The sequence below is a fragment of the Pseudomonas sp. CP-1 genome (assembly GCF_021213715.1).
Taxonomy (GTDB): Bacteria; Pseudomonadota; Gammaproteobacteria; order Pseudomonadales; family Pseudomonadaceae; genus Pseudomonas; species Pseudomonas aeruginosa.
Genome location: NZ_JAJQKY010000010.1, coordinates 13,756 through 37,617, shown reverse-complemented (window position 1 = coordinate 37,617; position 23,862 = coordinate 13,756). Strand labels below are relative to the sequence as shown.

At 65.2% G+C, this 23,862-nt stretch carries 28 protein-coding genes; 16 read left to right on the top strand and 12 right to left on the bottom strand.

Annotated features, from left to right (window positions below):
* The first annotated feature begins 7 nt into the window (after positions 1–7).
* From LT948_RS19830 to LT948_RS19820, 3 genes are all read left to right on the top strand, one after another.
* Positions 8–226: a helix-turn-helix domain-containing protein gene (locus LT948_RS19830; RefSeq protein WP_003108924.1), complete on the top strand. Its 219-nt coding sequence runs from the start codon at positions 8–10 to the stop codon at positions 224–226.
* Between the two features lie 114 nt (positions 227–340).
* The gene (locus LT948_RS19825) at positions 341–808 is read left to right on the top strand and encodes a GAF domain-containing protein (RefSeq protein WP_003130919.1); all 468 of its coding nucleotides are present in this window, start codon (positions 341–343) and stop codon (positions 806–808) included.
* Between the two features lie 66 nt (positions 809–874).
* Positions 875–2,113: a M20/M25/M40 family metallo-hydrolase gene (locus LT948_RS19820; RefSeq protein ID WP_073657457.1), complete on the top strand. Its 1,239-nt coding sequence runs from the start codon at positions 875–877 to the stop codon at positions 2,111–2,113.
* 21 nt (positions 2,114–2,134) lie between these two features.
* Here LT948_RS19820 and mcpN read toward each other — a convergent pair whose 3' ends face one another.
* Positions 2,135–3,730, bottom strand: a complete 1,596-nt coding sequence (gene mcpN / locus LT948_RS19815) for a nitrate chemoreceptor McpN (protein ID WP_003090853.1) — start codon at positions 3,728–3,730, stop codon at positions 2,135–2,137.
* Between the two features lie 243 nt (positions 3,731–3,973).
* Between mcpN and LT948_RS19810 the strand changes: the two genes are divergently transcribed.
* Positions 3,974–5,053: a hypothetical protein gene (locus LT948_RS19810; protein WP_015502729.1), complete on the top strand. Its 1,080-nt coding sequence runs from the start codon at positions 3,974–3,976 to the stop codon at positions 5,051–5,053.
* A gap of 434 nt (positions 5,054–5,487) precedes the next feature.
* Complete coding sequence (locus tag LT948_RS19805) at positions 5,488–5,973, top strand: hypothetical protein (protein ID WP_073646331.1); 486 nt, start codon at positions 5,488–5,490, stop codon at positions 5,971–5,973.
* Between the two features lie 88 nt (positions 5,974–6,061).
* Here LT948_RS19805 and LT948_RS19800 read toward each other — a convergent pair whose 3' ends face one another.
* The 4 genes from LT948_RS19800 to LT948_RS19785 form a co-directional block, all read right to left on the bottom strand.
* Complete coding sequence (locus LT948_RS19800; protein ID WP_073657458.1) at positions 6,062–6,352, bottom strand: hypothetical protein; 291 nt, start codon at positions 6,350–6,352, stop codon at positions 6,062–6,064.
* A 93-nt stretch (positions 6,353–6,445) separates the two neighbouring features.
* Positions 6,446–7,042: a hypothetical protein gene (locus tag LT948_RS19795; RefSeq protein WP_073657459.1), complete on the bottom strand. Its 597-nt coding sequence runs from the start codon at positions 7,040–7,042 to the stop codon at positions 6,446–6,448.
* Between the two features lie 69 nt (positions 7,043–7,111).
* Positions 7,112–8,152 (bottom strand): hypothetical protein, encoded by a 1,041-nt coding sequence (locus LT948_RS19790; protein ID WP_003138782.1) that lies wholly within the window; start codon positions 8,150–8,152, stop codon positions 7,112–7,114.
* Between the two features lie 266 nt (positions 8,153–8,418).
* Positions 8,419–9,075, bottom strand: coding sequence for a GntR family transcriptional regulator (locus LT948_RS19785; protein ID WP_003116580.1), 657 nt, complete (start codon positions 9,073–9,075; stop codon positions 8,419–8,421).
* Between the two features lie 104 nt (positions 9,076–9,179).
* Between LT948_RS19785 and LT948_RS19780 the strand changes: the two genes are divergently transcribed.
* The 4 genes from LT948_RS19780 to tal all read left to right on the top strand — a co-directional run bounded on the left by LT948_RS19780 (position 9,180) and on the right by tal (position 13,608).
* Complete coding sequence (locus LT948_RS19780; protein ID WP_003090864.1) at positions 9,180–10,394, top strand: MFS transporter; 1,215 nt, start codon at positions 9,180–9,182, stop codon at positions 10,392–10,394.
* A gap of 27 nt (positions 10,395–10,421) precedes the next feature.
* A complete protein-coding gene (locus LT948_RS19775) occupies positions 10,422–11,015 on the top strand; it encodes a cysteine hydrolase family protein (RefSeq protein WP_003104048.1) in 594 nt (197 codons plus the stop codon).
* Between the two features lie 591 nt (positions 11,016–11,606).
* The gene (dusA, locus tag LT948_RS19770; RefSeq protein WP_003138780.1) at positions 11,607–12,605 is read left to right on the top strand and encodes a tRNA dihydrouridine(20/20a) synthase DusA; all 999 of its coding nucleotides are present in this window, start codon (positions 11,607–11,609) and stop codon (positions 12,603–12,605) included.
* Between the two features lie 79 nt (positions 12,606–12,684).
* Positions 12,685–13,608, top strand: coding sequence for a transaldolase (gene tal / locus LT948_RS19765; protein WP_003090868.1), 924 nt, complete (start codon positions 12,685–12,687; stop codon positions 13,606–13,608).
* Positions 13,609–13,693: 85 nt separating this feature from the next.
* Here tal and rssC read toward each other — a convergent pair whose 3' ends face one another.
* Positions 13,694–14,176: an anti-sigma factor antagonist RssC gene (gene rssC, locus LT948_RS19760; protein ID WP_003104052.1), complete on the bottom strand. Its 483-nt coding sequence runs from the start codon at positions 14,174–14,176 to the stop codon at positions 13,694–13,696.
* On the bottom strand, positions 14,173–15,357 hold the full coding sequence (gene rssB, locus LT948_RS19755) for a two-component system response regulator RssB (RefSeq protein WP_003090870.1): 1,185 nt from the start codon (positions 15,355–15,357) through the stop codon (positions 14,173–14,175). Before rssB ends, rssC begins: the two co-directional genes overlap by 4 nt.
* Positions 15,358–15,603: 246 nt before the next feature.
* Between rssB and pilZ the strand changes: the two genes are divergently transcribed.
* On the top strand, positions 15,604–15,903 hold the full coding sequence (gene pilZ, locus LT948_RS19750; RefSeq protein ID WP_003104055.1) for a cyclic di-GMP-binding protein PilZ: 300 nt from the start codon (positions 15,604–15,606) through the stop codon (positions 15,901–15,903).
* Positions 15,904–15,960: 57 nt separating this feature from the next.
* On the opposite strand, the gene LT948_RS19745 is transcribed toward pilZ, so the two are convergent.
* Positions 15,961–16,665, bottom strand: coding sequence for an MlaA family lipoprotein (locus LT948_RS19745; protein WP_003090872.1), 705 nt, complete (start codon positions 16,663–16,665; stop codon positions 15,961–15,963).
* Between the two features lie 102 nt (positions 16,666–16,767).
* Here LT948_RS19745 and LT948_RS19740 point away from each other — a divergent pair, with 102 nt between their 5' ends.
* Complete coding sequence (locus tag LT948_RS19740; protein ID WP_003108942.1) at positions 16,768–17,172, top strand: acyl-CoA thioesterase; 405 nt, start codon at positions 16,768–16,770, stop codon at positions 17,170–17,172.
* Between the two features lies 1 nt (position 17,173).
* Here LT948_RS19740 and LT948_RS19735 read toward each other — a convergent pair whose 3' ends face one another.
* Positions 17,174–17,893 carry a UTRA domain-containing protein gene (locus LT948_RS19735; RefSeq protein WP_033994969.1) on the bottom strand — a complete coding sequence of 240 codons (720 nt, stop codon included), beginning with the start codon at positions 17,891–17,893 and terminating at the stop codon, positions 17,174–17,176.
* Positions 17,894–18,026: 133 nt separating this feature from the next.
* Here LT948_RS19735 and LT948_RS19730 point away from each other — a divergent pair, with 133 nt between their 5' ends.
* From LT948_RS19730 to LT948_RS19720, 3 genes are all read left to right on the top strand, one after another.
* A complete protein-coding gene (locus LT948_RS19730; RefSeq protein WP_003108944.1) occupies positions 18,027–18,770 on the top strand; it encodes an HAD family hydrolase in 744 nt (247 codons plus the stop codon).
* Entirely contained in the window at positions 18,767–19,348 is a 582-nt protein-coding gene (locus LT948_RS19725) for a phosphonate degradation HD-domain oxygenase (RefSeq protein WP_103119320.1), read from the top strand. The genes LT948_RS19730 and LT948_RS19725 overlap by 4 nt, the downstream gene beginning before the upstream one ends.
* 73 nt (positions 19,349–19,421) lie before the next feature.
* Positions 19,422–19,685, top strand: a complete 264-nt coding sequence (locus LT948_RS19720) for a DUF4404 family protein (protein ID WP_003090878.1) — start codon at positions 19,422–19,424, stop codon at positions 19,683–19,685.
* Between the two features lie 66 nt (positions 19,686–19,751).
* Here the strand turns inward: LT948_RS19720 and queF are convergent, their stop codons facing one another.
* From queF to ptrA, 3 genes are all read right to left on the bottom strand, one after another.
* Positions 19,752–20,582, bottom strand: a complete 831-nt coding sequence (gene queF / locus LT948_RS19715) for an NADPH-dependent 7-cyano-7-deazaguanine reductase QueF (protein ID WP_003090879.1) — start codon at positions 20,580–20,582, stop codon at positions 19,752–19,754.
* Positions 20,583–20,699: 117 nt separating this feature from the next.
* The gene (gene copI / locus LT948_RS19710) at positions 20,700–21,317 is read right to left on the bottom strand and encodes a copper-resistant cuproprotein CopI (protein WP_073657460.1); all 618 of its coding nucleotides are present in this window, start codon (positions 21,315–21,317) and stop codon (positions 20,700–20,702) included.
* Between the two features lie 171 nt (positions 21,318–21,488).
* On the bottom strand, positions 21,489–21,680 hold the full coding sequence (ptrA, locus tag LT948_RS19705) for a T3SS anti-activator PtrA (RefSeq protein WP_003090881.1): 192 nt from the start codon (positions 21,678–21,680) through the stop codon (positions 21,489–21,491).
* 125 nt (positions 21,681–21,805) lie between these two features.
* Between ptrA and LT948_RS19700 the strand changes: the two genes are divergently transcribed.
* Positions 21,806–22,486, top strand: a complete 681-nt coding sequence (locus LT948_RS19700) for a heavy metal response regulator transcription factor (protein ID WP_003098784.1) — start codon at positions 21,806–21,808, stop codon at positions 22,484–22,486.
* On the top strand, positions 22,483–23,814 hold the full coding sequence (locus LT948_RS19695) for a sensor histidine kinase (RefSeq protein ID WP_023099448.1): 1,332 nt from the start codon (positions 22,483–22,485) through the stop codon (positions 23,812–23,814). The genes LT948_RS19700 and LT948_RS19695 overlap by 4 nt, the downstream gene beginning before the upstream one ends.
* Positions 23,815–23,862 lie beyond the last annotated feature (48 nt).

The window sequence follows — 23,862 nt, the reverse complement described above, 5'->3', positions numbered from 1 at the left end:
GTCCGCCATGCCCATCGAAATCAGGCTGGACGTCATGCTCGCCCTGCGCAAGGCCAGGTCCAAGGACCTGGCCCAGGCCATCGGCATCACCGAACAGAACCTGTCGCTGCTCAAGCAGGGCAAGGTAAAGGGCATTCGCCTCGCTACCCTGGAGGCCATCTGCGCCTACCTGGCGTGCCAGCCGGGAGACCTGCTGGAGTACCTGCCCGGCCCGACCGAGGAGTGACAGCCGGGCGCTTATGCGCTCGAGCGAGGGGGAGCGCACCAAAGGGTATTTAGGCCAAGCCCCCTTTCGCCACTACAGTCGCCGTTTATCCACCAGACATGGGCTAGGCCGGGCATGGCGAAATCCTCCGAACGATTCGAATCCCTGCGCCGGGATATCGACGCACTGGCCCGCCGGCTCGACGTGCCGTCGGTGCTGATCATGCGTTCCCTGCCCCGGCACATGCGCGTCGAGGCCTCCGCCGGACGCCTGGAGGACACCTACCCGATCGGCGCCGAAGGCCGCAAGAGCGTCCATGAAGACGGCGCCCAACCCCTCTACTGCGAACGCGTGGTCGACCGCGACGCCCCGTTGCATGTGCGCGACTCGCGCCAGGAGACGGAATGGGCCGGCAACGAGGATGAAGTCGAGTTCGGCCTGAGCAACTACCTTGGCTATCCGGTTCATACGCCCGACGGCACCCCGTACGGCACCGTCTGCGTACTCGACAGCCGACCGCGCGACTATTCGGCCGAGGAACGGGCCCTGCTGGAAGAATTGCGGCGCAAGGTCGAGGCGCTGCTGGCGGAAACCGTCTCATGACCTAAGGTCAATCGGATACCGCGGCGCACAACCGCGCCGCCTCCGCCCACCAGACGAGGACCTTCCGTGCACGCCCGCCGCCTGCCCCACCTCTTGCCGCTCGCCCTCGCCTTCCTGCTTTCGCCCGCCGCCTTCGCTGCCGACACGCCAGCCACCGAGCTGCTGCGCCAGGCCGAAGCCGAACGCCCGGCTTACCTCGACACGCTCCGGCAACTGGTCGCGGTGGACAGCGGTACCGGCCAGGCCGAAGGCCTCGGCCAGTTGTCCGCGCTGCTCGCCGAACGCCTGCAGGCGCTCGGCGCGCAAGTCCGCAGCGCACCGGCGACGCCCTCGGCCGGCGACAACCTGGTGGCCACCCTCGATGGCACCGGCAGCAAGCGCTTCCTGCTGATGATTCACTACGACACCGTGTTCGCCGCCGGCAGCGCGGCGAAGCGTCCGTTCCGCGAGGACGCGGAGCGCGCCTACGGACCCGGCGTGGCCGACGCCAAGGGCGGCGTGGCGATGGTGCTGCATGCCCTGGCGCTGCTCAGGCAGCAAGGCTTCAGGGACTACGGACGGATCACCGTGCTGTTCAATCCCGACGAAGAAACCGGCTCCGCCGGCTCGAAGCAACTGATCGCCGAGCTGGCCCGGCAGCAGGACTACGTCTTCTCCTACGAGCCGCCGGACCGGGACGCAGTAACGGTAGCCACCAATGGCATCGACGGCCTGCTGCTCGAGGTGAAGGGTCGCTCGTCCCATGCCGGCTCGGCACCCGAGCAAGGCCGCAACGCCATTCTCGAACTGTCGCACCAGTTGCTGCGTCTCAAGGACCTCGGCGATCCGGCGAAAGGCACCACGCTGAACTGGACCCTCGCCAGGGGCGGCGAGAAGCGCAACATCATTCCCGCCGAGGCTTCGGCGGAAGCCGACATGCGCTACTCGGACCCGGCCGAGAGCGAGCGGGTACTGGCCGACGCCCGGAAGCTGACCGGCGAACGCCTGATCGCCGATACCGAAGTCAGTCTGCGTCTCGACAAGGGTCGTCCACCCCTGGTGAAGAACCCCGCCTCGCAGCGCCTGGCGGAAACCGCGCAGACGCTCTACGGTCGAATCGGCAAGCGCATCGAGCCGATCGCCATGCGCTTCGGCACGGACGCCGGCTACGCCTACGTGCCCGGCAGCGACAAGCCGGCGGTGCTGGAAACCCTCGGCGTGGTCGGCGCCGGCCTGCACAGCGAGGCGGAATACCTCGAACTGTCCAGCATCGCCCCGCGCCTGTACCTGACAGTGGCGCTAATCCGCAACCTGTCCGCCGACTAGCGCCGACGCCCGCAGCCAGCCTCAGGTGCGGAAGCGACCGAGCACCACGCGCAAGCCAGCCATGTGCTCCTTGACCCTCTGGTTGGCCGAAAGCACTGCGGCGGTCCCTTCGTGGGCCTGCTCGGAGAGTCCGGAGACGTTGGTGATGTTGCGGTCGATGTCCTGGGCCACCTGGCTCTGTTCCTCGGCGGCGGTCGCGATCTGCTGGTTGAGGCCGTCCAGCTCTTCCACCGTGGCGACGATGCGCCCCAGCGCCTGGGCCGCGCTGTCGGCCTCGGCGAGGTTGCTCTGGGCATGGCTGGCGCTACCGCGCATGGCGGCTACCGCATCGTTGGCGCCGTCCTGCAACTGCTCGATCAGCCCCTGGATCTCCTGGGTCGACTGCTGGGTACGGTTGGCCAGCGAACGCACCTCGTCCGCCACCACGGCGAAGCCGCGCCCGGCCTCCCCGGCCCGCGCCGCCTCGATGGCGGCATTGAGCGCCAGCAGGTTGGTCTGCTCGGCGATGCTGCTGATCACCGTAAGCACCTGGCCGACGCTGCCGGCGTGCTGGTGCAGGGTGTTCAGCGCCAGGGCGGTCTGTTCCAGTTCCTCCGCCAAGGCACCGGTCTGGCTGCTGGCGTGCTCCACCAGACGGCGTCCCTCGTGGGCCAGGGCCGCGGCGTCGCGGGTGGAATGCGCCGCATGGTTGGCGTGGCGGGCGACCTCGGCCACGGTGGCGCTCATCTCGTTCATCGCGGTGGCCACCTGGTCCAGGTCCTGGTGCTGGCGCGCCACCTGGTCGCCGGCACCGAGCGCCTGCTCCAGGGCCTCGGCCACGTCCTTGTCGGTCTCTGCCGCGCTGCGCTTGACGTTCGCCAGCAGACCGCTGACGTCCTGGCGCATCCGCTCGTAGCCGGCGACGATGCGGCCGATCTCGTTGTCCGCATGGCCCGCCGCCAGGGCATGGGTGAAGTTAGCCGCACCGACCTCGGTCAGCGCCACCTCCAACCCGCGCAACTGCCGCATCAGCGGCGCCAGGCCGAACTGCCGGCCGAGCACCACCAGCACCAGGATCGCCAACAGGCAACCGAAGGCGATCCACATCTGGGTGTGCTGGACACTGTCGGCGCGCGCGCTCATCAGCGAGACCAGTTTGTTCAGCTCGCCCAACAGCTCGGTGGAATACTGCGAGAAGCCGCGCAGGTCGACCTGGCTGGCAGGCTGTGCCACCTGGTCGAGCATGGCCCGATAGCGGCCCCAGATCTGCGCCACCTTCTGCCGCTGGGCGGCGATCTCCGGCGCGCCCATCCGGCTCACGTTGCGCTCGGCATTGCCCGCATCCAGGTCGGCGGCCGAGCGCTCGTACTGGGCGATGGTCGCGGCCAGGGCCTTTGGGTCTCCGGCGCCGAGTCGCAATTGCAGCGCCTCGCGGGCCATCTTCTGGCTGAGCATGCGCTGCGCACCGGCCACGTTGATGGTTTCCGGCGAGATCGACATGCTCAGGTACAACGCCACCGAGGCGCAGGCGGCCAGGCCGAACATCAGTGCATAGGACAGTAGGAACTGGGCGTTCAGGGTCTTCAACCCGAGCCCCCGCAGAATCCGATCGAACACCCTGGCGACGCTTTCGTTCATTGGCTTTTCCCCACTGGACTGCAGAAACCGATAACCACCCCATCGGCCCGTCGCGCCTGGGCTTGAATCGTCACTTCGCCGATTCCGTCCCCGAGCGCCTCCCTCTCCAGAGCGTGGCCCCCGGCGGGCAAGGCCTGAAGACAGTTTGCCGCTGCGGCATCGGGACGCGCCCTGTAAACTCTGGCAGGTACCCGGCACGCCGCGCCGGAGACGTCATGGAACCCAGCCCGCAAGGACGCCCGCGTGATCCCCGTCGCCCCTCTTCCCCTGATCGTCCCGCTTATCTACCTGTCGTCGTTCGTCGCCGGCATCTGGCTGCTGGTCTGGCTATCGCTCCTGGCCTTCAGCCCGCGCGCGCGCCAGCGCTTGCGCCGTCGCTGGCCGAGCCGCGGCCTGCTGATGCTGCTCCTGCTGATCCCGTTGGGACTGCGCGCCTGGCTGGAGATCGGTCTCTGGCAGTACGAGCGCGAACGCGCGCGCGAGGAAGCCGCGCACAGCGCCGTGCTCGAGCGCCCCTCGCGCCTCGGAGGCATCGAGATGCCTGCCGGCACCCGGCTGAAGCTGGAACTCAAGCACCAGCCAGAAAGCTTCCGCGAAGCCGAATTCCCCACCCCGGTGACGATCCGCGGCGTCGCCACCCGCCACCTGCAACGCTGGCTGCAGAGCGAGCAGGACGACCCGCAGGACCCATGGAAAACCACCGGCGTCCATCCCACTTCGCTGCGCCTGCGTGGCGAGGGCGTCGCCGAGATCGAAGGCTGGCGTTGCGACGCCAGCCAGGAAATCGCCTTCGCCAGCGAGCGCGACGGGCGTCCCGCCGCCTTCGAAGGCTGTAGCCTGGCGACCGGCAACCGCGCCGACGAGATCGACTTCCCCGCCGGTGCGCGATTGTTCGCCAGCGACGGCATGGCCTACACCGACGGCTACCGCGACGCCGAGCGCTGGCGGGTAATGCCGGAAACCGGGCAACAGGTGTCGGTGCGCGGCATCGCGCTGAGCGGCGGCGCCCTGGCCTTCGACCGCGACCGCCGCCTGTACGGCCTCGGCGGCACGGTCCTCGCCGAGGCCTTGCAACTGGGCGCCTGGCACTACCCGGCGGGTACCGAGGTCAGCCTTTCGCCCCGCGCCGCCTGGCGCGCGCAACATCCGCACGCCTGGCTGTTCAGTCCTACCCGCGAAGCCGCTTCGCATGCCTCCGGCGAGCGCCTGGAACACGGCACCTCGCTGTTGCAGACGCTGGACGGCCAGGAACTCGAGCGCCTCGACAACCGCGCGGCAGGAGTCATCGACTTCATCGAACTGGAGATCGGCGACGACCGCTGAACCCGCGCCTCGCGGTTATCTGAGGCTCAGCCGGCAGCGCGGCGGGAAGGGCAATCAGGAAATGGACGAGGCGCATGGACCCTCCGTGGCCATCACTGCGGTATGGCTAGGCATTTTCCCGATCCCGCGGGAAAAGCGATGCCGCTTCGCTTGCCGCACAGCGAAACAGGGCTAGTCTTATCAAGGTGACTTTCTCCTATGGTGGTCACCAAAGCCCCGGGGGCCGCTCATCCCCCCGGGGCTTTCCCTCTCACCTGCTGCCTCTCCCCTCCTTGATACAGCAGCCCATCGCAGTTCAACGAGGAAACCCGATGAAACTCAGCATTGTCGCCCTGGGCCTGTTGTCCATGGCAGGGGTGCTCATCTGCACCTATCTGATCCTGAAATCGCTCAGTGCCATCTGATATCGCTCATCTACGAAGCTGTGGATGCCCATGGGCAGATCGAGCAGTCCGCGCGTAGGATGGGCAGGCACGCTTCCTGCCCATTTTCCGCCAGGAAAAGAAAGGAATTCCTTTCCGAGATTTCCACAGAGGTCATGGATGAAAAAAAGCCCCCTGCTGATACTGAGCGTACTCCTCGCCGCCTGCGGCCCCGACAAGCTGATTTCCGACCTGCCGTCGCCGAACGGGCAATACCACGTCGAGGTTCGGAAATGCCCGGAGAAAGGTTCGATCACCTGGGGCGAAGAAATACAGGTCTCCCTCCTCGAAACCGGGAAATCGGAAAAGTGCCATTCAGTCGTGCAGTCGCTGGCGCAATTCGACCTGCGCGCATCCGCGGACCAATTGCAACTGGAGTGGCTGTCCGATACGGAACTCAGGGCCTGGCACCCTAGCTTCGAGCCCGGAAACCAAGCGGACGGCTCGCGCCTGAAGCACGATGCGCCGGTGAAGATGGTCTTTGCGCCGAAGCGCTGAGCGACTCAAAGGACGCACCTGTATTCCGCCGCAGCAGGAGATGTCAAAGCAGGCCGCTTACTCGAGCTACACAACCGCGAGTGCCTGATTAAAGACTGGAAAATATGAAACAAAGCGGCGCCATCCACAGCGCCAGGTTGATCGTCCATTGCAGCGCTCTTTCGCGAGCGCTCCCCAGCTTTCGCTGCTGGAGCACGAATGCCAACGCAGTGGAATGCAGCAACAGGGCGCAGGCAGGAAAGACCAGCAGGTAGGCGAACAGCCCAGGCGCATTCATATTGGGATAGCTATGGCTGACGAGCGATCGCCAGTACGCCACCAGGAAAGTGCTCGCGACCGCGAGGCTGAGTCCCAGGCTGATGCGGCTATACCACTTCATCGATACCCTCCCGGCGCGCCTTCCGGACCTACGCCGATCGTTCCGGAAAACAGCCCGAACCGCCTCGCCTCACCCTGCTTCAGTCAGAGCGGCTCAGGGCTTCCGGGGCTCGTTGCCGAGCAGACGATCGAGCTCGCCCATGACGCGATCGCTCTTGGCCTCTTCGAGCTTGCGCCGGGCCTCGGCGAGATTGGCCTGGGCGCGCTCCATCTCGACCATGCCGACGGCGGTGATCACCGCCTGCAATGGCACGCCCCTGCCGGTGGAGCGCATGCCGTTGCGTTCGCGTTGCTGCGGCGCGCAGATGAACTGGAGGACAGCCTCATGGCTTTCGTTGGGCAGCGGGGTCCAGCCCTTGGCGAAGGTGAACTGGAGGTTCGTGGGTTGCCCGTTGTTGGAGAAGGTCTTGGCGTTGACCACCTTCACCTCTCGCGTATCGCAGCGGTACTGGTGCGCGCTGAGCAGATGGAAGGAGTCGAACAGCATGGCGATCTGCACCTGCCAGGCGTTTTCGATACCCGGCACCGGTGCCAGCGAATCGGCATCGGCCAGGAACACGTCAAGCTCGGCAGGGTCGTCGCCCTTGTGTACCACCCACCAGTCTTCGGCCCAGGCATGGCCGGATGCGGCCAGCAGCGCGGAGCACAGCCAAGTCGCGGCACTGCGGGAAACCTTGCGATAGACGTTCATGTCACCTTCCTTGTGGGGAAATGCTTCCGTGGATAAGGGCGACACCCGGCGCCCCTGAGCGAACACCCGCTATTTCAATGACAGCGGCACGCCCCAGACCGGGTCTTCCATGCCCTGCTTGCGCAGCGGTGTGATCTGCAGGGGCTGCAGCCTGGACAGCAGTTGCCGGTGCTTGTCGCTCAGGGCCCGCTGGGCGATCAGGGACTGGCTGAAGTCCATCGGCGCCGGCCAGGTGTAGACGGTCAGGTTTTCCAATGGGCATTCGATCTTCTTCGGATCGATCGCCCGGCACTTCGACTGTTGGTACTTGTAGCCGGGGGTCTTGAGGTGCATGCGCGGGGCCAGCAGCAATTGCCCGCCCTGCACGCTGAAGCTGGCCAGCGCCTTGTCGACCGGCAAGCGTGCCTGGATCTTGATCGAAGGTACGTCGCGGGAGTCGGTCTGCTGGTAATAGCCGGCCTGGGAGCCCTGGGTCGTTTGCGTGTATTGCTGCTCGCCCCAGCTCACGCAGGCGCCCGAGGCCACATGCACGGCGGTGCAGACCTTCTCGGTCTTGATCTCGCTGCCATAGGTGGCATCTTTCCAGACTTCTTCCCGGTAGTACTCGCGATACAGCTCGGGGGACAGGTACGCGGTGCCGTTGGCGCCATGGCCCGAACCGGGCGGACCGCCGCGGGCGCCAACCTGGTCGAGCAAGCCATGGATCTGGTAGTCGTCGCCGCCGGTCAGCAGGTACTTGCCGGGCGGCAGGATATGCACCTCGAAGGCCTTGAACAGATAGGTCTCGTCGGGCTTCCGCTGCAGCGCGTTGGTCTGGAACTTGCGACCGAAGGTCACCTTCGGGTCCTTCTCGTACTCCCAGATCGCCGTTGGCGTCCACTGGGTCATGGTCAGCGCATCGCTCAGGGACTTGTGCGGCATCACGTCGGCCACCAGTACCACGGCCATGTTCCCTTTCAGCGCCTGGTCCACCAGGTCCAACATCTGCGCGTTGCGCGGATCGTCCATGCTGCCATAGGCGCCCGAATCGAGTTCCGACACGCAACCGGAAAGGGAAAGAGAAAGCAGCAAGGCGGCGGAAAGGGTAAAACGCGGGCGGGACAGTCTCATGTATCGATCCTTGATAGAGGCTGGTGCGGGTCGTCGAACGGCCCATCTTACTGGCCCCAGCCTGGATCGCAATATTTCAAATGAACTAGGTCGGCAGGGGCACACCGGCAGGGCCAGGAGCTGCCACGGCCCGCCGGCCCTCGTTGGTTCGGCTCCTCCCGATCAGACTGCCCACAACCGGCTGCAGACCTTCAGGCGTCGGAATCGGCGCCGCCTGGCATGCCCTTCCTCGGGAAACGAGACCGAATCGCCCTGCCCGGCCGGCATCACTCAGGAAGAATGGTGATTCCGCGTGCCCTGAGACTGCGCCGGTCTTTTCGGAGAGTTTCCAGCAACCGGTCCCTTGTCTCCCGGACGTGCGATTCGACCATCCCCGCGGCGCGTTCGATATCGCATGCCCTCAAGGCGGCGATGATGGCGCGATGCTCGGCCCAGCCGTGATGTTCCGGTTGGCTCTCCAACCATCTGACACGCTGGAGGCGCGTCAGGGCCTCGCCGAGCCCCCGACTGATGAATTCATTGCGGGCCAAACCGGCAATCCAAAGGTGGAATTGGCGTCCGGCAGACTCGGTCTCTTCTGCCGAGGCATTTATCGGCACCGCATCCAGTATGGCCTCCCCCTCCCGGAGATAGCTTTCTTCCGCCTCTTTTCCACCGAGGCGAACTGCCGTTACCTCAAGCATCTCCCGGTATACGAACAATTGTTCTATTTCCTGAAGATCGATGGGCGGCACCAGCCATCCCCGGCCCTCCCTCGCAACGAGACCTTCAGCCTCAAGACGAACCAGTGCCGTGCGGATAGAGCTTCGCGAGGCCCCTGTCTGCCCTTCGAGCCAGCGCTCCGTCAGGCGCTCTCCAGGGCCGATCTCCATATCCAGAATCAAGCGGCGCAGCCGCTCTTCAGCCTGCTGAATGACCGTCATTAGGTGCCTCCGATTGACAGATCCATTGGCCAACGTCAATGTATACCAAATTGGTATACCAAATTGACTGTGTGGTATCGAGTGTCTCTGATCGGAGTCTGCTGATGCAAGGCAACATGAACGAACCCGCTATCGACTGCTGGCAACGCAACCTCGCCGTGTGCTTGTTCGGAGCCTTCACCACCGTCTTCGCCATGACACTTATCCTGCCGTTCCTCCCGGTCTACATAGGTCAACTCGGGGTATCGGGCCACGCTGCAATCGTGCAGTGGTCGGGTATCGCCTACGCCGCCACTTTCGTCACCGCCGGGTTGGTAGCACCGCTTTGGGGGATGCTTGGCGACCGCTACGGTCGCAAGCCCATGCTGGTCCGAGCTAGCCTGGGAATGGCGATCACCATGTTGCTGATGGGGCTGGCCTCCGATATCTGGCAATTCATCGGCTTGCGCTTGTTGGCGGGAATCGCCGGCGGGTACTCGTCGGGGGCAACGATCCTGGTCGCGGTGCAAGCTCCGAAATCCCGTTCGGCATGGGCATTGGGTCTTCTTTCCTCGGGCGTGATGGCCGGCAATCTGTTAGGGCCGCTGGTTGGCGGCTTCCTGCCTCCTCTGATCGGCATACGAGCCACATTCTGGGGCGCCAGTGGATTGATCTTCATTGCGTTTGTCTTCACGACCTTCATGTTGCGCGAGACTGCACGCCCCTCCGTCCCCGCCGTCGAAGAACCTCCCAAGGTCGGTTGGTCGAATATGCCCAACAAGGCGGTGATCCTCGCCATGCTGGCGACAGGCCTGCTGCTGATGATTGCCAACATGTCGGTCGAACCGATTATCACCGTCTATATCGAAACGCTGCTCGAGGACTCGAGGCGGGTGACGTCTGTGGCGGGTCTGGCCATGTCGGCGGCAGCGCTCGGAAGCATCATCTCCGCGACCTATCTGGGTAAGGTGGCCGACCGGATTGGCTACGGCGTCATCATGATAGCCGCGCTGAGCGTCGCGGCCGTCCTGCTGATTCCCCAGGCTTTCGTATATGCGGGGTGGCAACTCATCGCCCTGCGCTTCCTGATGGGCATGGCGCTTGGCGGCCTGCTTCCGTGCATGGCCGCTGTAATCCGCCATAGCGTCCCGGAGCGATTCGTCGGCTCGGCAATGGGCTGGTCGCTATCCGCGCAATTCGCCGGCCAGGTAATCGGGCCGGTAATCGGAGGGTTCGTCGGTGGCCAGTTCGGGATGCGCAGCGTTTTCCTGGTAACCAGCCTGTTGATGCTGGCAGGGGCGCTATTCAACTGGCGAGCCCTTGGGCACTCCACCCGCTAGACGGTTTTCCACCACCCAGAGGTCGTCATGACTGAGCTCGTGCTTGAATCTCCCTTTAATTCCGCCCTGCTGCTGATGGATTTCCAGGAATTCGTGCTGAACAACTTCGTGCCCGCACCTCGCGCAGCCGAGGTAGTGGCCCGCACCTCCAGATTTCTTTCCAGGGTACGGCAAACCGATATGCTTGTAGTTCATGTAACGGTGGGCTGCCCGCCCGATGGTCCGCCAATGGACAGGCGCAACAGGCTATTCCGCGAGCTACGTGAAAGTGGCTTGATCGAACCGGGAAGCCCCGGGTTGGCGATCACCGCCGCCTTGCAGCCGATCGAAAGCGAACCGGTCATTACGAAGAGTCGCGTCGGCGCCTTCACGGGTACGGAACTGGACGAGCTTCTCTGGGCGCATGATATTGAAACATTGCTCATCGCTGGAGCCACTACCTCAGGCGTAGTGCTGACGACGGTTCGCCAGGCGTTCGATCTGGACTACCAGTTGGTTGTGCTCAGAGACGGCTGTGTCGATGGCGATGCAGAGTTGCATGACTACCTCATGGCCAGAGTCATTTCCGACCACGCCACGATCACCGAAATCGATGAAGTGGCGAAAACTCTACGCATGTAGAGTGCGCCAGCCATACAGAAGCAACGGTCGTTCCCGAGTACCGCCGCCCAGACCCTTGGCAACTTCCCTCGCTCGATCCCACCTCCGATAAAAGCATCGGCGATGTGCTCGGCGACTCCTCGGGGCTATCGAAGCTGACCATCAGTAGCGTCAAGGCCACTCACCGGGAACGCTTCTTTGGGCTGGAACCCGCCTCCCTGCCAAAAGGCTTTCAAGATCCGGGAGCTCGATACTATCGTCGAGCGCATGTAGAGAGGCCCAGTGGAGGGTAACGACTACCTCCTCGGGTCTGGCAACCATTTTGCCTGGCAGCGCCCCAGAAAATGGCGATCGAGTCCATCCCCACGAAAGATGTACCAGGGGCGGAGATTCTGGTCAGTGACTGAAAAACGGTGGCGGCCCAGGTCGAGAGGCTGATGGAGACATCATCCGAATCGAAGTACTGGTGACAGCCTACCAGCCGTGCTGGAAAGCCTCGGGTTATCGGACACCGACGCTGGGCGGGTGGAACTGCTCATTACCGACGATATGGCAAAGGCCCCATCCCTGATAAAATCCCCGCCCTGCTCCGCTCCCCCTACCGAAGTCCCGATGCGCCCAGAACCGACTACCACCCCCGCCACCCTCTCACGCCGCTTTTCCGTTGCGCCGATGATGGACTGGACCGATCGCCACTGCCGCTTCTTCCTGCGCCAGTTGTCCCGTCACACCTTGCTCTACACCGAGATGGTCACTACCGGCGCGTTGCTGCACGGCGATCGCCAGCGCTTCCTCCGCTACGACGAATGCGAGCACCCGCTGGCGCTGCAGCTGGGCGGCAGCGTGCCGGCGGAATTGGCGGCCTGCGCGCGGCTGGCGGAAGAGGCCGGCTACGACGAGGTCAACCTCAACGTCGGTTGCCCCAGCGACCGGGTCCAGCACAACATGATCGGCGCCTGCCTGATGGGGCATCCGGCGCTGGTGGCGGACTGCGTGAAGGCGATGCTGGATGCGGTGGAGATAGCGGTGACGGTGAAGCACCGCATCGGTATCAACGGGCGCGACAGCTATGCCGAGCTCTGCGATTTCGTCGGCCAGGTGCGCGAGGCCGGCTGCCGGAGCTTCACCGTGCATGCGCGGATCGCCATCCTCGAAGGGCTCTCGCCCAAGGAAAACCGCGAGGTGCCGCCGCTGCGCTACGAGGTCGCGGCGCAATTGAAGAAGGACTTCCCGGACCTGGAGATCGTCCTCAACGGCGGCATCAAGACCCTTGAGGCCTGCCGCGAGCACCTGCAGACCTTCGACGGCGTGATGCTCGGTCGCGAGGCCTACCACAACCCCTACCTGCTGGCCGCGGTGGACAGCCAGTTGTTCGGCAGCGAAGCGCCGCCGCTCAGTCGCAGCGAGGCCTTGCTCCGTCTGCGTCCGTACATCGAGCGACACCAGGCGGAAGGCGGCGCGATGCATCACGTGACCCGCCATATCCTCGGCCTGGCCCAGGGCTTCCCCGGCTCCCGGCGATTCCGCCAGTTGCTCTCGGTGGACGTGCACAAGGCCGCCGATCCGCTGCGGGTTTTCGACCAGGCGCTGGAACTTCTGGCGGGGCGATAGCTCCCATTGAGCCGCGCCTGCGGCTCGGGTAAGGTCGGGGGATTCTTCTTCCCAAGAACCCACCTGACAAGACCTCGCCATGACTTCGAAGCTGGAACAACTCAAGCAATACACCACGGTGGTCGCCGACACCGGCGACTTCGATGCCATTGCCCGCCTGAAGCCGGTGGACGCCACCACCAACCCGTCGCTGCTGCTCAAGGCTGCTGCCCTGCCGCGCTACGCCGAGCACCTTCGACAGGCTACCGCGGGTAGCGGCGGTGACGCCGGACTGGCTTGCGACCGCTTCGCCGTGGCAGTCGGCAAGGACATCCTCGGAGTCATTCCCGGACGTATTTCCACCGAAGTCGACGCGCGCCTGTCGTTCGACAGCGAGGCCACCCTCGCCCGCGCCCACCGCCTGATCGAGCTGTACGACGAACAGGGCATCGACCGCGAGCGGGTGCTGATCAAGATCGCCTCCACCTGGGAAGGAATCCGCGCCGCCGAGATTCTGGAACGCGAAGGCATCCAGACCAACCTGACCCTGCTGTTCTCCTTCGCCCAGGCGGTGGCCTGCGCCGACGCCGGGGTGTTCCTCATCTCGCCGTTCGTCGGGCGCATCTACGACTGGTACAAGAAGAGCGAGAACCGCGACTACGCCGGCGCCGAGGATCCCGGCGTGCAGTCGGTCTCGCGCATCTATCGCTACTACAAGGCCAACGGCTACAAGACGGTGGTGATGGGCGCCAGCTTCCGCAATCTCGGCCAGATCGAGCAACTGGCCGGCTGCGACCGCCTGACCATCAGTCCCGACCTGCTGCAACAACTGGCTGACGCCCAGGGCGAGCTGCCGCGCCTGCTGCTGCCGGGCGAAGGCGAGCCGCGCCAGGTGCTCGACGAGAGCGCTTTCCGTTGGCAGATGAACGAGGACGCCATGGCCACCGAAAAGCTGGCCGAAGGCATCCGCCTGTTCGCACGCGACCAGGAAAAGCTCGAATACCAGTTGGCGACCCGCCACTGATCGCCGCTGCCGGCGGGACGCGCATGCAGGGCGTCCCGTTCCGGCGCTGCGGAATTCAGCAGGAGTTAGGGAAGGGATCGACCGGTTAATGGCGCTCCAGGGCGCTGACCAGGTCGTGGAAGGCTTCGCGGTTGGATTCGTTGAGGCCCATCAGGATGCGGTGCGCCTCCAGGACCTTGTCGCGCACCACATCTTCCGACTGGTCCTGCGGCGGCAGGTCGGACAGGCACTCCGGACACGGAATCGGACGATCGACGATATTGAACACCTGATCGAAACCCATCGACTGCAACAGACGGGTAATGTCCGGATTGGTGGTCACCAGCGTGGGCAACAGGCCGATTTTCTGCCGCGACAGGATGGACAGCTTGGCCAGCAGGCCGAGCGTGGTGCTATCGATGCTCTGGGTTTCCGTAAGATCGATGATGATCGCCGAGAAATTCAGCGCAGCGAAGATCTTTTCGATGGTGGAATCCAGGGCCGAGCACAGGGTGAGGCGGACCTCACCGACGAATTTCAGAACGAAGGAGCCGTTCTGTTCGGCAAACTGGATTTTACCGGTACTCATGCAAGGTTCCTGCTCAACACCAGCAAGGCGATATCATCCGGCATCTCCGCCAGGTTGGCCAGCCCGAAGACCTGGCGCAGCCCGTCGAGGGTGCCTCCGGCGGCTGCCACCTGCTCCGGTAGCAAAGCCTCTTTCTCCTTCAGCGTAGCTCCTGGCAGCACATCGAGGATGCCATCGGAAAACAGCGACAGGCTGAAGGAAGGGGGCAACTCCATGACCCGGTCGTCATAGCTCGCATCGTCGAACAGGCCCACCGGCAGGCCACGGCCTTCCAGGTAGCTCGCCTGCCCGTCGACGAACAGTACCGGGAGCGGCAGGTGGCCGCCGATGCTGTAGGTCAGGCAGTTCTTCTCCAGGTCGATGACCCCGCCGAGCATGGTCACGTGCTTGCCCAGCTTGGTATTGATCAGGCCGCGGTTGATGTGCGCCAGCACCTCGGACGGCTTGAACTCCGGGAGCGTGCCGTTGCGCCGTGACTCGTAGAGCAGACGCGTGGTCATGAACTTCAGCAGCACCGTGACGAAGGCCGAGGAAGCGCCATGGCCGGAAACGTCGGCCAGGTAGAACGCCACGCGTCGCTCGTCGACCCGGAAGTAGTCGACGAAGTCGCCAGAGAGATACAGCGACGGAATGATCCGGTGGGAAAACTCCAGCCCCTCGATGCTCCACGGCGTCACCGGAAGCATGTTCATCTGCACCTGGCGTCCAGCGTTCTGGTCCTCCTGGAGCAGGTTCAGGCTGGCCTGCAATTCGCGGTTGGCGGCTTCCAGCTTGTCGCGGTAGCGCTGGTTCTCGACCCGCAGGTAGGCGCGATCCAGGGCCCGGCGCACCGAATGCTCGAGCACCGCGAGGTCTTCCAGGGGCTTGATCAGGTAGTCGGCGGCGCCCAGGCGCAAGGCTTCCACCGCATCGCTCATCACGCCGGCTCCGGAAAGCACGATGATCGGCGTTTCCGAAGCGGTCTGGCGGATGCGGCGGATCAGTTCGAGGCCGTCGATCTGCGGCATGCGCAAATCGCAAATGACCAGGTCCGGCTGTTCGCTTTCGAAGATCTGCAGGCCCTGCAGACCGTTGAGGGCCTGCAACACCTTGAAGTTGCTGTCTTCCAAGTAGGCAGCGAGGCTTTCGCGCACCACCTCGTCGTCATCGATGATCAGCAGCGTGGCACTGACTTTATGCATGGGTCATCCAGGCAAACGGCGCCGGAAACAGTGGGTCCTAGGCGCTTATTGTAAGTGACAACAGCGCGGCTACGGGGTTCGACAAGGCGCAGACGGTACTCCCATCCGTTGAGCAGTTCAAGCCGTTGACCTTTGCCGGAAAATCCGCCTTTGTCCGTCCGATCCCGTCCGCACGGTATAAACTTTGACGATAATCGCCAGGATTGCCAGTCGCCCCCCCATCGCCCCGACCATGAGGATCAGCCCATGCAGCCCATCGAGCACAACTACAGCGAGAAGCGCGACTTCATCCGCATGAAGCTCGACACCCCGGTCACCATCCGCTGCGAAGGCCGCGAGTCGGTGGCCCTGTGCCGGGACCTGTCCGCCAGCGGGCTGCTGCTGGAAGCGCAAAGCGAGCTGGCTCCGGGCGACCACCTGCGGGTGAGCATCCCGTCCACCCACGAGACCCTCACCGGCCTGGAACTGGAAGCCCGCGTGGTGCGCTGCGAACGGCTCGGCCCGGGGCGGCATAGCCTGGGGCTGAGCATCGTCGCGATCCACTGAAACGACGAAAGGCGACCCAAGGGCCGCCTTTCCAGGTGTCGCACGAAGCGGGTCGACTTAGAAGTCGTCCTCCACCTCGCCGTCCTTGACCTTGAATTCGCGGTTCTGCAGGTAGGCGTTGCGGATGAAGATGTACTTGTCGCCGCTGATCAGTTTTTCCGACTTCAGCAGGTTGGCACGGGTGTCGACGGTGTTGATGCCGAACATCACGTTGCGCGCGCGTACGTCGTCCATGTAGTGGTAGGGACCGACATAGATGTCCGGGATCTTCGCCGGGGCATCGCGCAGCGTGCTCGGGCCGAGGAACGGCAGCATCACGTACGGGCCGCTGCCGACGCCCCAGTAGCCCAGGGTCTGGCCGAAGTCCTCGTCGTTGCGCTGCAGGCCCATCGGGGTCGCCACGTCGATCAAGCCGGCCAGACCGAAGGTGCTGTTGAACAGCAGGCGGCTGGTGTCCACACCGGCATTGTGGAACTTGGCCTGCAACAGGTTGTTGGCCAGGTTCTTCACGTCGCCGAGGTTGTTGAAGAAGTTGTGCACGCCGTCCTGAACGAAGTTCGGGGTGACCTTCTGGTAACCCTGGGCCAGCGGTTTCAGCGCATAGGTGTCCAGGGTGTCGTTGAAGGTGAAGATGGGACGGTTGATGCTTTCCCAAGGGTCTTCTTCACTGGCCGCCAGGGACAGCGTGGGTGCCAATGCGAGGCTGGCGCAAGCCAGGATTCGGGCACTACGTTCGATCCAGTTCACGCCGCGGGCGCGCATTGCTGTATCTCCTTTGCATGACTAGTCTTGGCCGCCAGCGCGGCTTCAGCGTGCGCGCAGTATATAGGCTCGCATTGATTTTGAGACTAGAAGAGTTACGAGATGGCTGACAGACAATTGCTACACACGGCCCATATCCCGGTGCGCTGGGGCGACATGGACAGCTACGGGCACGTCAACAACACCCTTTATTTCCAGTACCTGGAAGAAGCCCGGGTGGCCTGGTTCGAAACCCTTGGCATCGACCTGGAAGGCGCTGCCGAGGGGCCGGTGGTGCTGCAAAGCCTGCACACCTACCTGAAGCCGGTGGTGCATCCGGCCACCGTGGTGGTGGAACTGTACGCCGGCAAGCTGGGCACCAGCAGCCTGGTACTGGAACATCGCCTGAGCACCCTGGAAGATCCGCAAGGCACCTATGGCGAAGGCCACTGCAAGCTGGTCTGGGTGCGCCACGCGGAAAACCGCTCGACGCCCGTGCCGGACAGCATACGCGCCGCGATCGCCTGACTCAGGCGCCCGGATAGGCCGCGTCGAGCACGATCTCCAGGGCGTCCGGGCGCCAGAACTCCTGGTCGAACTCGACCACCCTCTGCCCCTCCGCGTAACTCAGTCGCTCCAGGTACAGCGCCGGCGAACCCGGCGCCAGTTGCAGCGGCTCGGCCTGGGCCGCGTTCAGCGCGGTCGGGTGCATCGCCAGTTGGCAGCGCGTCGGCTGCAGGCCGAAACGCTCGCGCAGCAGGCTCATCAGCGAAGTATCGAGGTCGTGGTCCAGCAGGCCTGGGCACCACCCGGCATCCAGGGCGATCAGTTCGATCAGCACCGGACGCTCGTCCACCCAGCGGCGCCGTTGCAGGAAATACACCGGCGCGCTGTCCTCCAGCCCCATCCGCTTGGCCAGCCAGGCGCCGGCTGCTCGCCGCTCGGCGTGCAACGTCTCGGTACGCGGCTGGCGTCCCTGGGCGCTGACGTATTCCATGAAGCCGGTGGTACGGGTCGGGTTGTAGCGGATCCGCGGCGGCGCGACGAACCAGCCGCGGCGGTTCTCGCGATAGACCAGGCCTTCGGTTTCCAGTTGCTGCAGGGCTTCGCGAAGGGTGATGCGGGTACACAGGAAGCGCTCGGCCAACTCCCGCTCGGGGGGAAGTTTCACCTGCAGCACGCCCTGGGCGATATCCGCGGCGAGCTGGTCGCGGATGCGCAGGTACTGACGAGATTGATCGACCGGCATGACGGCCTCGCTGATTCAGACCGGCCGATTATAACGGCAGCCCGTCGGCCTATCGCCACTGCCACGAAAACGTCACGGCGGCGTCACAAAACCCCTCTAGGCTGGCCTAGACCATTTGCCAGACGCCTTTCGCATGCCCAGCTCCGACCAACTCCCGCGCTTCACCGCCCTGCTCTTCGGACTCTCCGGCGGCCTGGTGGATTTCGGCGCCCGGACCCTGTCCCTGGCGCTGCTGCGCAGCCATCCGCATAGCCCTGCCGAACACCTCCGCGACGCCAGTCTGCTGCCCTTCGCCGAGGCACAAAGCTTCCTGTTGCGGCGCAAACCGAACAAGAGCGAGCGCCAGCGCCTGGAGCAAGCCCTCGACGAAGCCGCCGGGGAACAGGCCGAAGCTATCGCCGGTGCCGTGGCCCTGTTGGAGAGCCTGGACGAACAACGGATTCCCTACGCCTGGCAGGACGAGCTACCGGAATCGGTCTGCCAGCGCCTTGCCGCGCCGCTCGGCCGAGCGGACGCCCTGATCCCCCTCGCCGGCGCGCGCCCCTGGCCGGCCCCCGATGGCTGCTGGCAGGCCCTCGCCCGGCTGGGCATCGAGCGCCTCGACGGCTGCGTGCTGGTCAGCGCCCAACCGCGTCAACTCCAGGCCGGACTCAATGCCGGGCTATGGACCATCGGCCTGGCCGCCAGCGGGCCGTCGTGCGGCCTCTCGCCGGCCGACTGGGACGCTCTCGGACACACCGAGCGCGACCGCTTGCGCGCCGACGCCACCCTGGAACTGTACCGCCTGGGCGTGCATTCCGTGATCGATCACCTGGGCGAGCTGCAACCCTGCCTGCACGACCTCGCCGTCCGCCGCCTGAAAGGAGAAAAACCATGAGCCGCGCCCGTCACCGCTTTCTCGACGAACTGGCCGAACGCTTCGCCAGCCATGGCGCCGAGCCCTATGGCGAGGCAGTCAGCCAGGCCGAGCACGCGCTGCAGTGTGCGACCCTGGCCGAGCGCGCCGGCTGCTCGGACAGCCTTGTAGTCGCCGCCCTGCTGCACGATATCGGCCACCTCTACGAAGACCCGGCGCAGATCGACGAGGAGGACCTGCGCCACGAGGAATTCGGCGCACGCCTGCTGCGCGAGCTGTTCCCAGAGTCGGTCTGGCAGCCGGTGCGCCTGCACGTATCGGCCAAGCGCTTCCTCTGCGCGGTGGACCCGAGCTACCACGCCAGCCTGTCGCCGGCCTCCCGGCACAGCCTGGTGCTGCAAGGCGGGTCGTTCGACGAGCGTGCCGCCGCGGCCTATATCAAGGCGCCCTATGCCCAGGACGGCCTGACCCTGCGCCGCCTCGACGACCTGGCCAAGGACCCGGCCATGCGCACCCCCGAACTGACGCACTTCTTCCCGCTGCTGGAACGCCTGCTGCGGATTGATCCGGATCGCGCACATCTGCGCCCGACAGGTTAATCTGTTCGGCATGGACGGACCTTTCGGCGCCCGCCGGAGGTCCACCGAAGACTTGTACGTCGAGGGAAATACCATGCCGAAAGAGAGTCTGCTGCGCGAACTGTCCGCCCTGCGCGAGCAACTGGAGCAACAACCGCCGCTGAACGAAGAGCAGCGCGCCGAACTGGAACTCCTGATCAGGGACATCGAACTGAAACTGGCCAACGAGGACGCCCTCAACGAAGGCAGCCTGGTCGATGGGGTCAACCTCGCCGTCGAGCGCTTCGAGGTCAGCCACCCGACCCTCGCCGGCACGCTCCGCTCCATCGTGCAGAGCCTGGCCAACATGGGTATCTGAACGACTTGCCGAAATGAAAAGCCCCGGCATGGCCGGGGCTTTTTCGTATCCGCGTGTTGCGAGGCGTTACTGGCGCACCAGGCGTCGGTTGTCCGGTGCGACCTCCGCCAGGCTGCGGTAGGGATTGATATCCAGGCCGCCACGGCGTACGTAGCGCGCGTAGACGCTGAGCGCCTGCGGCTGCAACAGGCGCTGCAGGTCGAGGAAGATGCGTTCGACGCACTGTTCGTGGAAGTCCTGGTGCTGGCGGAAGGAAACCAGGTAGGCCAGCAGGCTGGCCGGGTCCAGCGCCGGGCCCTGGTAGTCGACCACCAGGGTGCCCCAGTCGGGCTGGCCGGTGACCGGGCAGTTGGACTTGAGCAGGTGGCTGTAGAGCTGCTCCTCGACGATCCGCCCGGCGTCGCAGCGCAGCAGTTCCGGGCGCGGCTGCTCGTAGCCGTCGACGGCGATGTCCAGCTCGTCGATGCAGCGCCCCGGCAGACGCCCGATGCCCTCCTCGGCCACCTCGTCGAGGCTGCGCAGGCGCACGCCCACGGGCGCCCCGGCAGCGGACGAGAGATCTTTCTCCAACACCGTACGGAGCGCCTCGCGACTGTCGAAGGCGGACTGGTTGAGGGAATTGAGGTAGAGCTTGAACGACTTCGACTCGATGATGTTCGGCGAGTCCGCCGGGATCGAGAACTCACCGATCGCCACCACCGGCTTGCCGGCCGGGGTCAGCCAGGACAGCTCGTAGCAATTCCAGATATCCACGCCGCGATAAGGCAGAGTCTCGGCGCTCAGGCCAAGCTCGGCCCATTTCGCCGTGCGTGAAATGGGGAACAGCAGCGACGGCGTGTAGCTGGAGACGTATTCGCTGGTCTTGCCCAGCGGCGAATGTTCGGCGGGATGCTGCATGCGGGAAACCTGCTGGATGAATCGCGCAGGGCCCTTCCCCGCGCGCCGCGCCGCACTGGCGGGCGGCGGCAAGTGTATACGGATCGGCCGGCATCTTCACGCCGGCCGTCCGCCGGCTCAGGGCTGCACGGTCAGTTGACCGACCATCCCGGCCTGGTAGTGGCCGGGGATGTTGCAGGCGAACTCCAGCCGGGTGGCTTTGGCGAAGGTCCAGGTCAGCTCGGCGCTCTTGCCCGGCTCGACCAGCACGCTGTTGGGGTCGTCGTGCTTCATCATCCGGCCATGGTCCATGCCGGCCATGCCGTGGCCCATCTGACTATGGTCCATCGACGCCATGCCGGTCGGGGTGAGCATCCCGGACTGCTGCATCTCCAGCATCTCCTTCTGGTGCTCGGCATGCATCGCCGCGTCTCCCAGGTTGAACTCGTGCAACAGCTTGCCTTCGTTCTTCAGCACGAAGCGGACCGTCTCGCCGGCCTTGACCTCGATCACCCGCGGCTTGAAGTACATGTCGCCGAGCGCCACCTCGATGCTGCGGCTGGCCTGCGCGGCCTGGGCCGGCTTGCCGAAGGCCTGGCCGTGGGCCGGTGAAGCCTGGGCGCTGGCACCGAAAAGCACGCCGAGGACGATCAGGGAAGCGGGAAGCAGGCGGCGCGGAAACATACGGGGAATCTCCATCGGGTTGATGTCGCCTATCCTGTGTCGCTGCGCCTGCCGGCTGGCTGTCGGGAGCATTACATCTTTGTCAGCTTGCCGCCGTTGCGGACCGCGAAGGCTAAGATCGCCCAGCGCCACCGACGGGCATAAAAAACCCGCCGACCGGAAACCAGGGAACCGGTGGCGGGTGAAGACGGGATCGGAGCCCTCCGTCATCCCGTGTGGAGCCGGGGGTGGAAGAACTGGCGATCAGCAGTTTTCCTTGTCCTTCTTCGTCGCTTCGGCCTGCTTCGCCAGTTTTTCCTGGTGCGCGGCACGAGCCTTGGCGGCCTGGGCCTGCATGCGCTCGAAGACGATGTCGCCGCCGCTGTCGGCCATGGCCGGAACGGTCGGGGCGAGGACCAGCAGGAAAGCGAGGGTGGAGGCAGTGAAGGTACGCATGGGAAGTCTCCTCGAATGAGTTCCCCTGTAGTCTGCGCGGGGGCCACTGTCGCCCCCGTTACCCACTGATTACGATGCTGTCAGAAACAGGTCGGCATGGCCGGCAAATGTAACGAGGGATGAACATGAAACTGCTGATCGTCGAAGACGAACCGCGCATCGGCCAGTACCTGCGCCAGGGGCTCGCCGAGGCAGGCTTCGCCGTCGACCTGAGCGACGATGGCAACGAGGGCGAGCAACTGGCCCTGGGCGGCGACTACGACCTGCTGATCCTCGACGTCATGCTGCCCGGCCGTGACGGCTGGCAGATCCTGCGCAGCGTGCGCGACGCCGGGATGACCGTACCGGTGCTGTTCCTGACCGCCCGCGATGCCGTAGAGGACCGCGTGCGCGGCCTCGAACAAGGCGCCGACGATTACCTGGTGAAGCCGTTCGCCTTCGTCGAACTGCTCGCCCGGGTGCGCACCCTGCTGCGCCGGGGCAGCCAGCAGTTGCAGGAGACCACCCTGCAACTGGCCGACCTCGAACTCGATTTGCTGCGCCGCCGGGTGCAACGCCAGGGCAAGCGGATCGACCTCACCGCCAAGGAGTTCGCCCTGCTCGAACTGCTGCTGCGGCGCAGCGGCGAGGTGCTGCCCAAGTCGCTGATCGCCTCGCAGGTCTGGGACATGAACTTCGACAGCGATACCAACGTCATCGAGGTGGCCATCCGCCGCCTGCGCGCCAAGGTCGACGACGACTACCCGCAGCGCCTGATCCATACCGTGCGCGGCATGGGCTACGTTCTCGAAGAGCGCGACGAATGAGCGCCGGGTTCGGCTCGCGGATGTCCCTCGGCGTCCGCCTGAGCCTGCTGTTCGCCGCCTGCACGGCGGCGGTCTCGCTGATCGCCGGATTGATCTTCAGCAGGGCCATCGACGAGCATTTCGTCGAGCTCGACCATATGGCGATGTCCGCCAAGCTCGCGGTGTTTCGCGATGAGCTGCGCGGCCTCGGCTCGGAACAGCAGATGCGCCGCCGCGAAGCGGAACTGCTGCGCGAACTGGCACGCCACCCCGACCTCGGCCTGCGCCTGAACGGCCCGGATGGCAACCTCTGGTTCGAGCGCCTGCCGCAGCCTGCGCATCCCGGCCTGCCCGCCAACCGCGAACTCGGCGCCCCGCTGGAGCCCGGCAACGACGCTTCGCCGCGACTTACCGTGATCCTCGACATCAGTCATCACCAGCACTTCCTGCAACGCATGCGCCAGTTGATCTGGCTGACCATGAGCCTGTCGGCGCTGGCCACCGCGCTGCTCGGCGCCTGGGCCACCGGCGCCAGCCTGGCGCCGCTGCGACGGATGCGCGAGGTCGCCGCGCGGGTTTCCGCCAACTCCCTCACCACCCGCCTCGACGCCAGCCGGATGCCGGAGGAGCTGCGCGGCCTGGCCGGCGAGCTGAACGCCATGCTGGCGCGCCTGGAAGAAGCCTTCCAGCGCCTCTCGGCGTTCTCCGCCGACATCGCCCACGAGTTGCGCACCCCGCTCACCAGTCTGCTGACCCAGACCCAGGTGGTATTGTCCCGCCCGCGCTCGCTGGAGGACTATCGCGAGGCCCTGCACGGCAACCTCGAGGAGCTGGAACGGCTCACCGCGATGGTCAACGACATGCTGTTGCTGGCCAAGGCCGACCACGGCCTGCTGGCGCCCAGCCGCCAGGCCCTGGACCTGGGCGCGGAAGTCGACTCGCTGCTGGAGTTCTACCAGCCGCTGGCGGAAGACCACGATATCCGCCTGCTGCGCGAAGGCAGCCTGAGCCTGCCCGGCGACCGCGGCATGCTGCGGCGGGTGCTGGCCAACCTGCTGGACAACGCCCTGCGCTTCACCGCCGATGGCGGCGAGATACGTATCCGTCTCGGCGACCGACGCCTGAGCGTGGAGAACCAGGGTCCGGCGATTCCTCCCGAGCGCTTGCCGCGCCTGTTCGACCGGTTCTATCGTGCCGATCCGGCGCGCCGCGAAGGCCAGGGTGAACACGCCGGGCTCGGCCTGGCGATCTGCCGCTCCATCGTCCAGGCCCACGGCGGCGAGATCCGCTGCGAGTCTGCCGACGGCTGGACCCGTTTCGTCATCGATTTCGCTCGCCCGCGCCGATGAAACGCGAAGCCCCCATGACGGGGGCTTCGTGCTTCATGCCTTCGAGCG

Excerpts from the sequence above, each read along its gene's own strand:
- LT948_RS19745 (WP_003090872.1), bottom strand. The coding sequence starts at position 16,665 with ATGCGCGCCCGCGGCGTGAACTGGATCGAACGTAGTGCCCGAATCCTG.
- LT948_RS19695 (WP_023099448.1), top strand. The coding sequence starts at position 22,483 with ATGAGCGCCGGGTTCGGCTCGCGGATGTCCCTCGGCGTCCGCCTGAGC.
- LT948_RS19805 (WP_073646331.1), top strand. The coding sequence starts at position 5,488 with ATGGGCAGATCGAGCAGTCCGCGCGTAGGATGGGCAGGCACGCTTCCT.
- rssC (WP_003104052.1), bottom strand. The coding sequence starts at position 14,176 with ATGAGTACCGGTAAAATCCAGTTTGCCGAACAGAACGGCTCCTTCGTT.
- tal (WP_003090868.1), top strand. The coding sequence starts at position 12,685 with ATGACTTCGAAGCTGGAACAACTCAAGCAATACACCACGGTGGTCGCC.
- ptrA (WP_003090881.1), bottom strand. The coding sequence starts at position 21,680 with ATGCGTACCTTCACTGCCTCCACCCTCGCTTTCCTGCTGGTCCTCGCC.
- LT948_RS19800 (WP_073657458.1), bottom strand. The coding sequence starts at position 6,352 with ATGAAGTGGTATAGCCGCATCAGCCTGGGACTCAGCCTCGCGGTCGCG.
- LT948_RS19725 (WP_103119320.1), top strand. The coding sequence starts at position 18,767 with ATGAGCCGCGCCCGTCACCGCTTTCTCGACGAACTGGCCGAACGCTTC.
- LT948_RS19780 (WP_003090864.1), top strand. The coding sequence starts at position 9,180 with ATGCAAGGCAACATGAACGAACCCGCTATCGACTGCTGGCAACGCAAC.
- LT948_RS19730 (WP_003108944.1), top strand. The coding sequence starts at position 18,027 with ATGCCCAGCTCCGACCAACTCCCGCGCTTCACCGCCCTGCTCTTCGGA.
- LT948_RS19720 (WP_003090878.1), top strand. The coding sequence starts at position 19,422 with ATGCCGAAAGAGAGTCTGCTGCGCGAACTGTCCGCCCTGCGCGAGCAA.
- LT948_RS19785 (WP_003116580.1), bottom strand. The coding sequence starts at position 9,075 with ATGACGGTCATTCAGCAGGCTGAAGAGCGGCTGCGCCGCTTGATTCTG.
- queF (WP_003090879.1), bottom strand. The coding sequence starts at position 20,582 with ATGCAGCATCCCGCCGAACATTCGCCGCTGGGCAAGACCAGCGAATAC.
- LT948_RS19830 (WP_003108924.1), top strand. The coding sequence starts at position 8 with ATGCCCATCGAAATCAGGCTGGACGTCATGCTCGCCCTGCGCAAGGCC.
- LT948_RS19790 (WP_003138782.1), bottom strand. The coding sequence starts at position 8,152 with ATGAGACTGTCCCGCCCGCGTTTTACCCTTTCCGCCGCCTTGCTGCTT.
- dusA (WP_003138780.1), top strand. The coding sequence starts at position 11,607 with ATGCGCCCAGAACCGACTACCACCCCCGCCACCCTCTCACGCCGCTTT.
- LT948_RS19740 (WP_003108942.1), top strand. The coding sequence starts at position 16,768 with ATGGCTGACAGACAATTGCTACACACGGCCCATATCCCGGTGCGCTGG.
- pilZ (WP_003104055.1), top strand. The coding sequence starts at position 15,604 with ATGCAGCCCATCGAGCACAACTACAGCGAGAAGCGCGACTTCATCCGC.
- copI (WP_073657460.1), bottom strand. The coding sequence starts at position 21,317 with ATGCTCCCGACAGCCAGCCGGCAGGCGCAGCGACACAGGATAGGCGAC.
- LT948_RS19735 (WP_033994969.1), bottom strand. The coding sequence starts at position 17,893 with ATGCCGGTCGATCAATCTCGTCAGTACCTGCGCATCCGCGACCAGCTC.
- LT948_RS19825 (WP_003130919.1), top strand. The coding sequence starts at position 341 with ATGGCGAAATCCTCCGAACGATTCGAATCCCTGCGCCGGGATATCGAC.
- rssB (WP_003090870.1), bottom strand. The coding sequence starts at position 15,357 with ATGCATAAAGTCAGTGCCACGCTGCTGATCATCGATGACGACGAGGTG.
- LT948_RS19795 (WP_073657459.1), bottom strand. The coding sequence starts at position 7,042 with ATGAACGTCTATCGCAAGGTTTCCCGCAGTGCCGCGACTTGGCTGTGC.
- LT948_RS19700 (WP_003098784.1), top strand. The coding sequence starts at position 21,806 with ATGAAACTGCTGATCGTCGAAGACGAACCGCGCATCGGCCAGTACCTG.
- LT948_RS19775 (WP_003104048.1), top strand. The coding sequence starts at position 10,422 with ATGACTGAGCTCGTGCTTGAATCTCCCTTTAATTCCGCCCTGCTGCTG.
- mcpN (WP_003090853.1), bottom strand. The coding sequence starts at position 3,730 with ATGAACGAAAGCGTCGCCAGGGTGTTCGATCGGATTCTGCGGGGGCTC.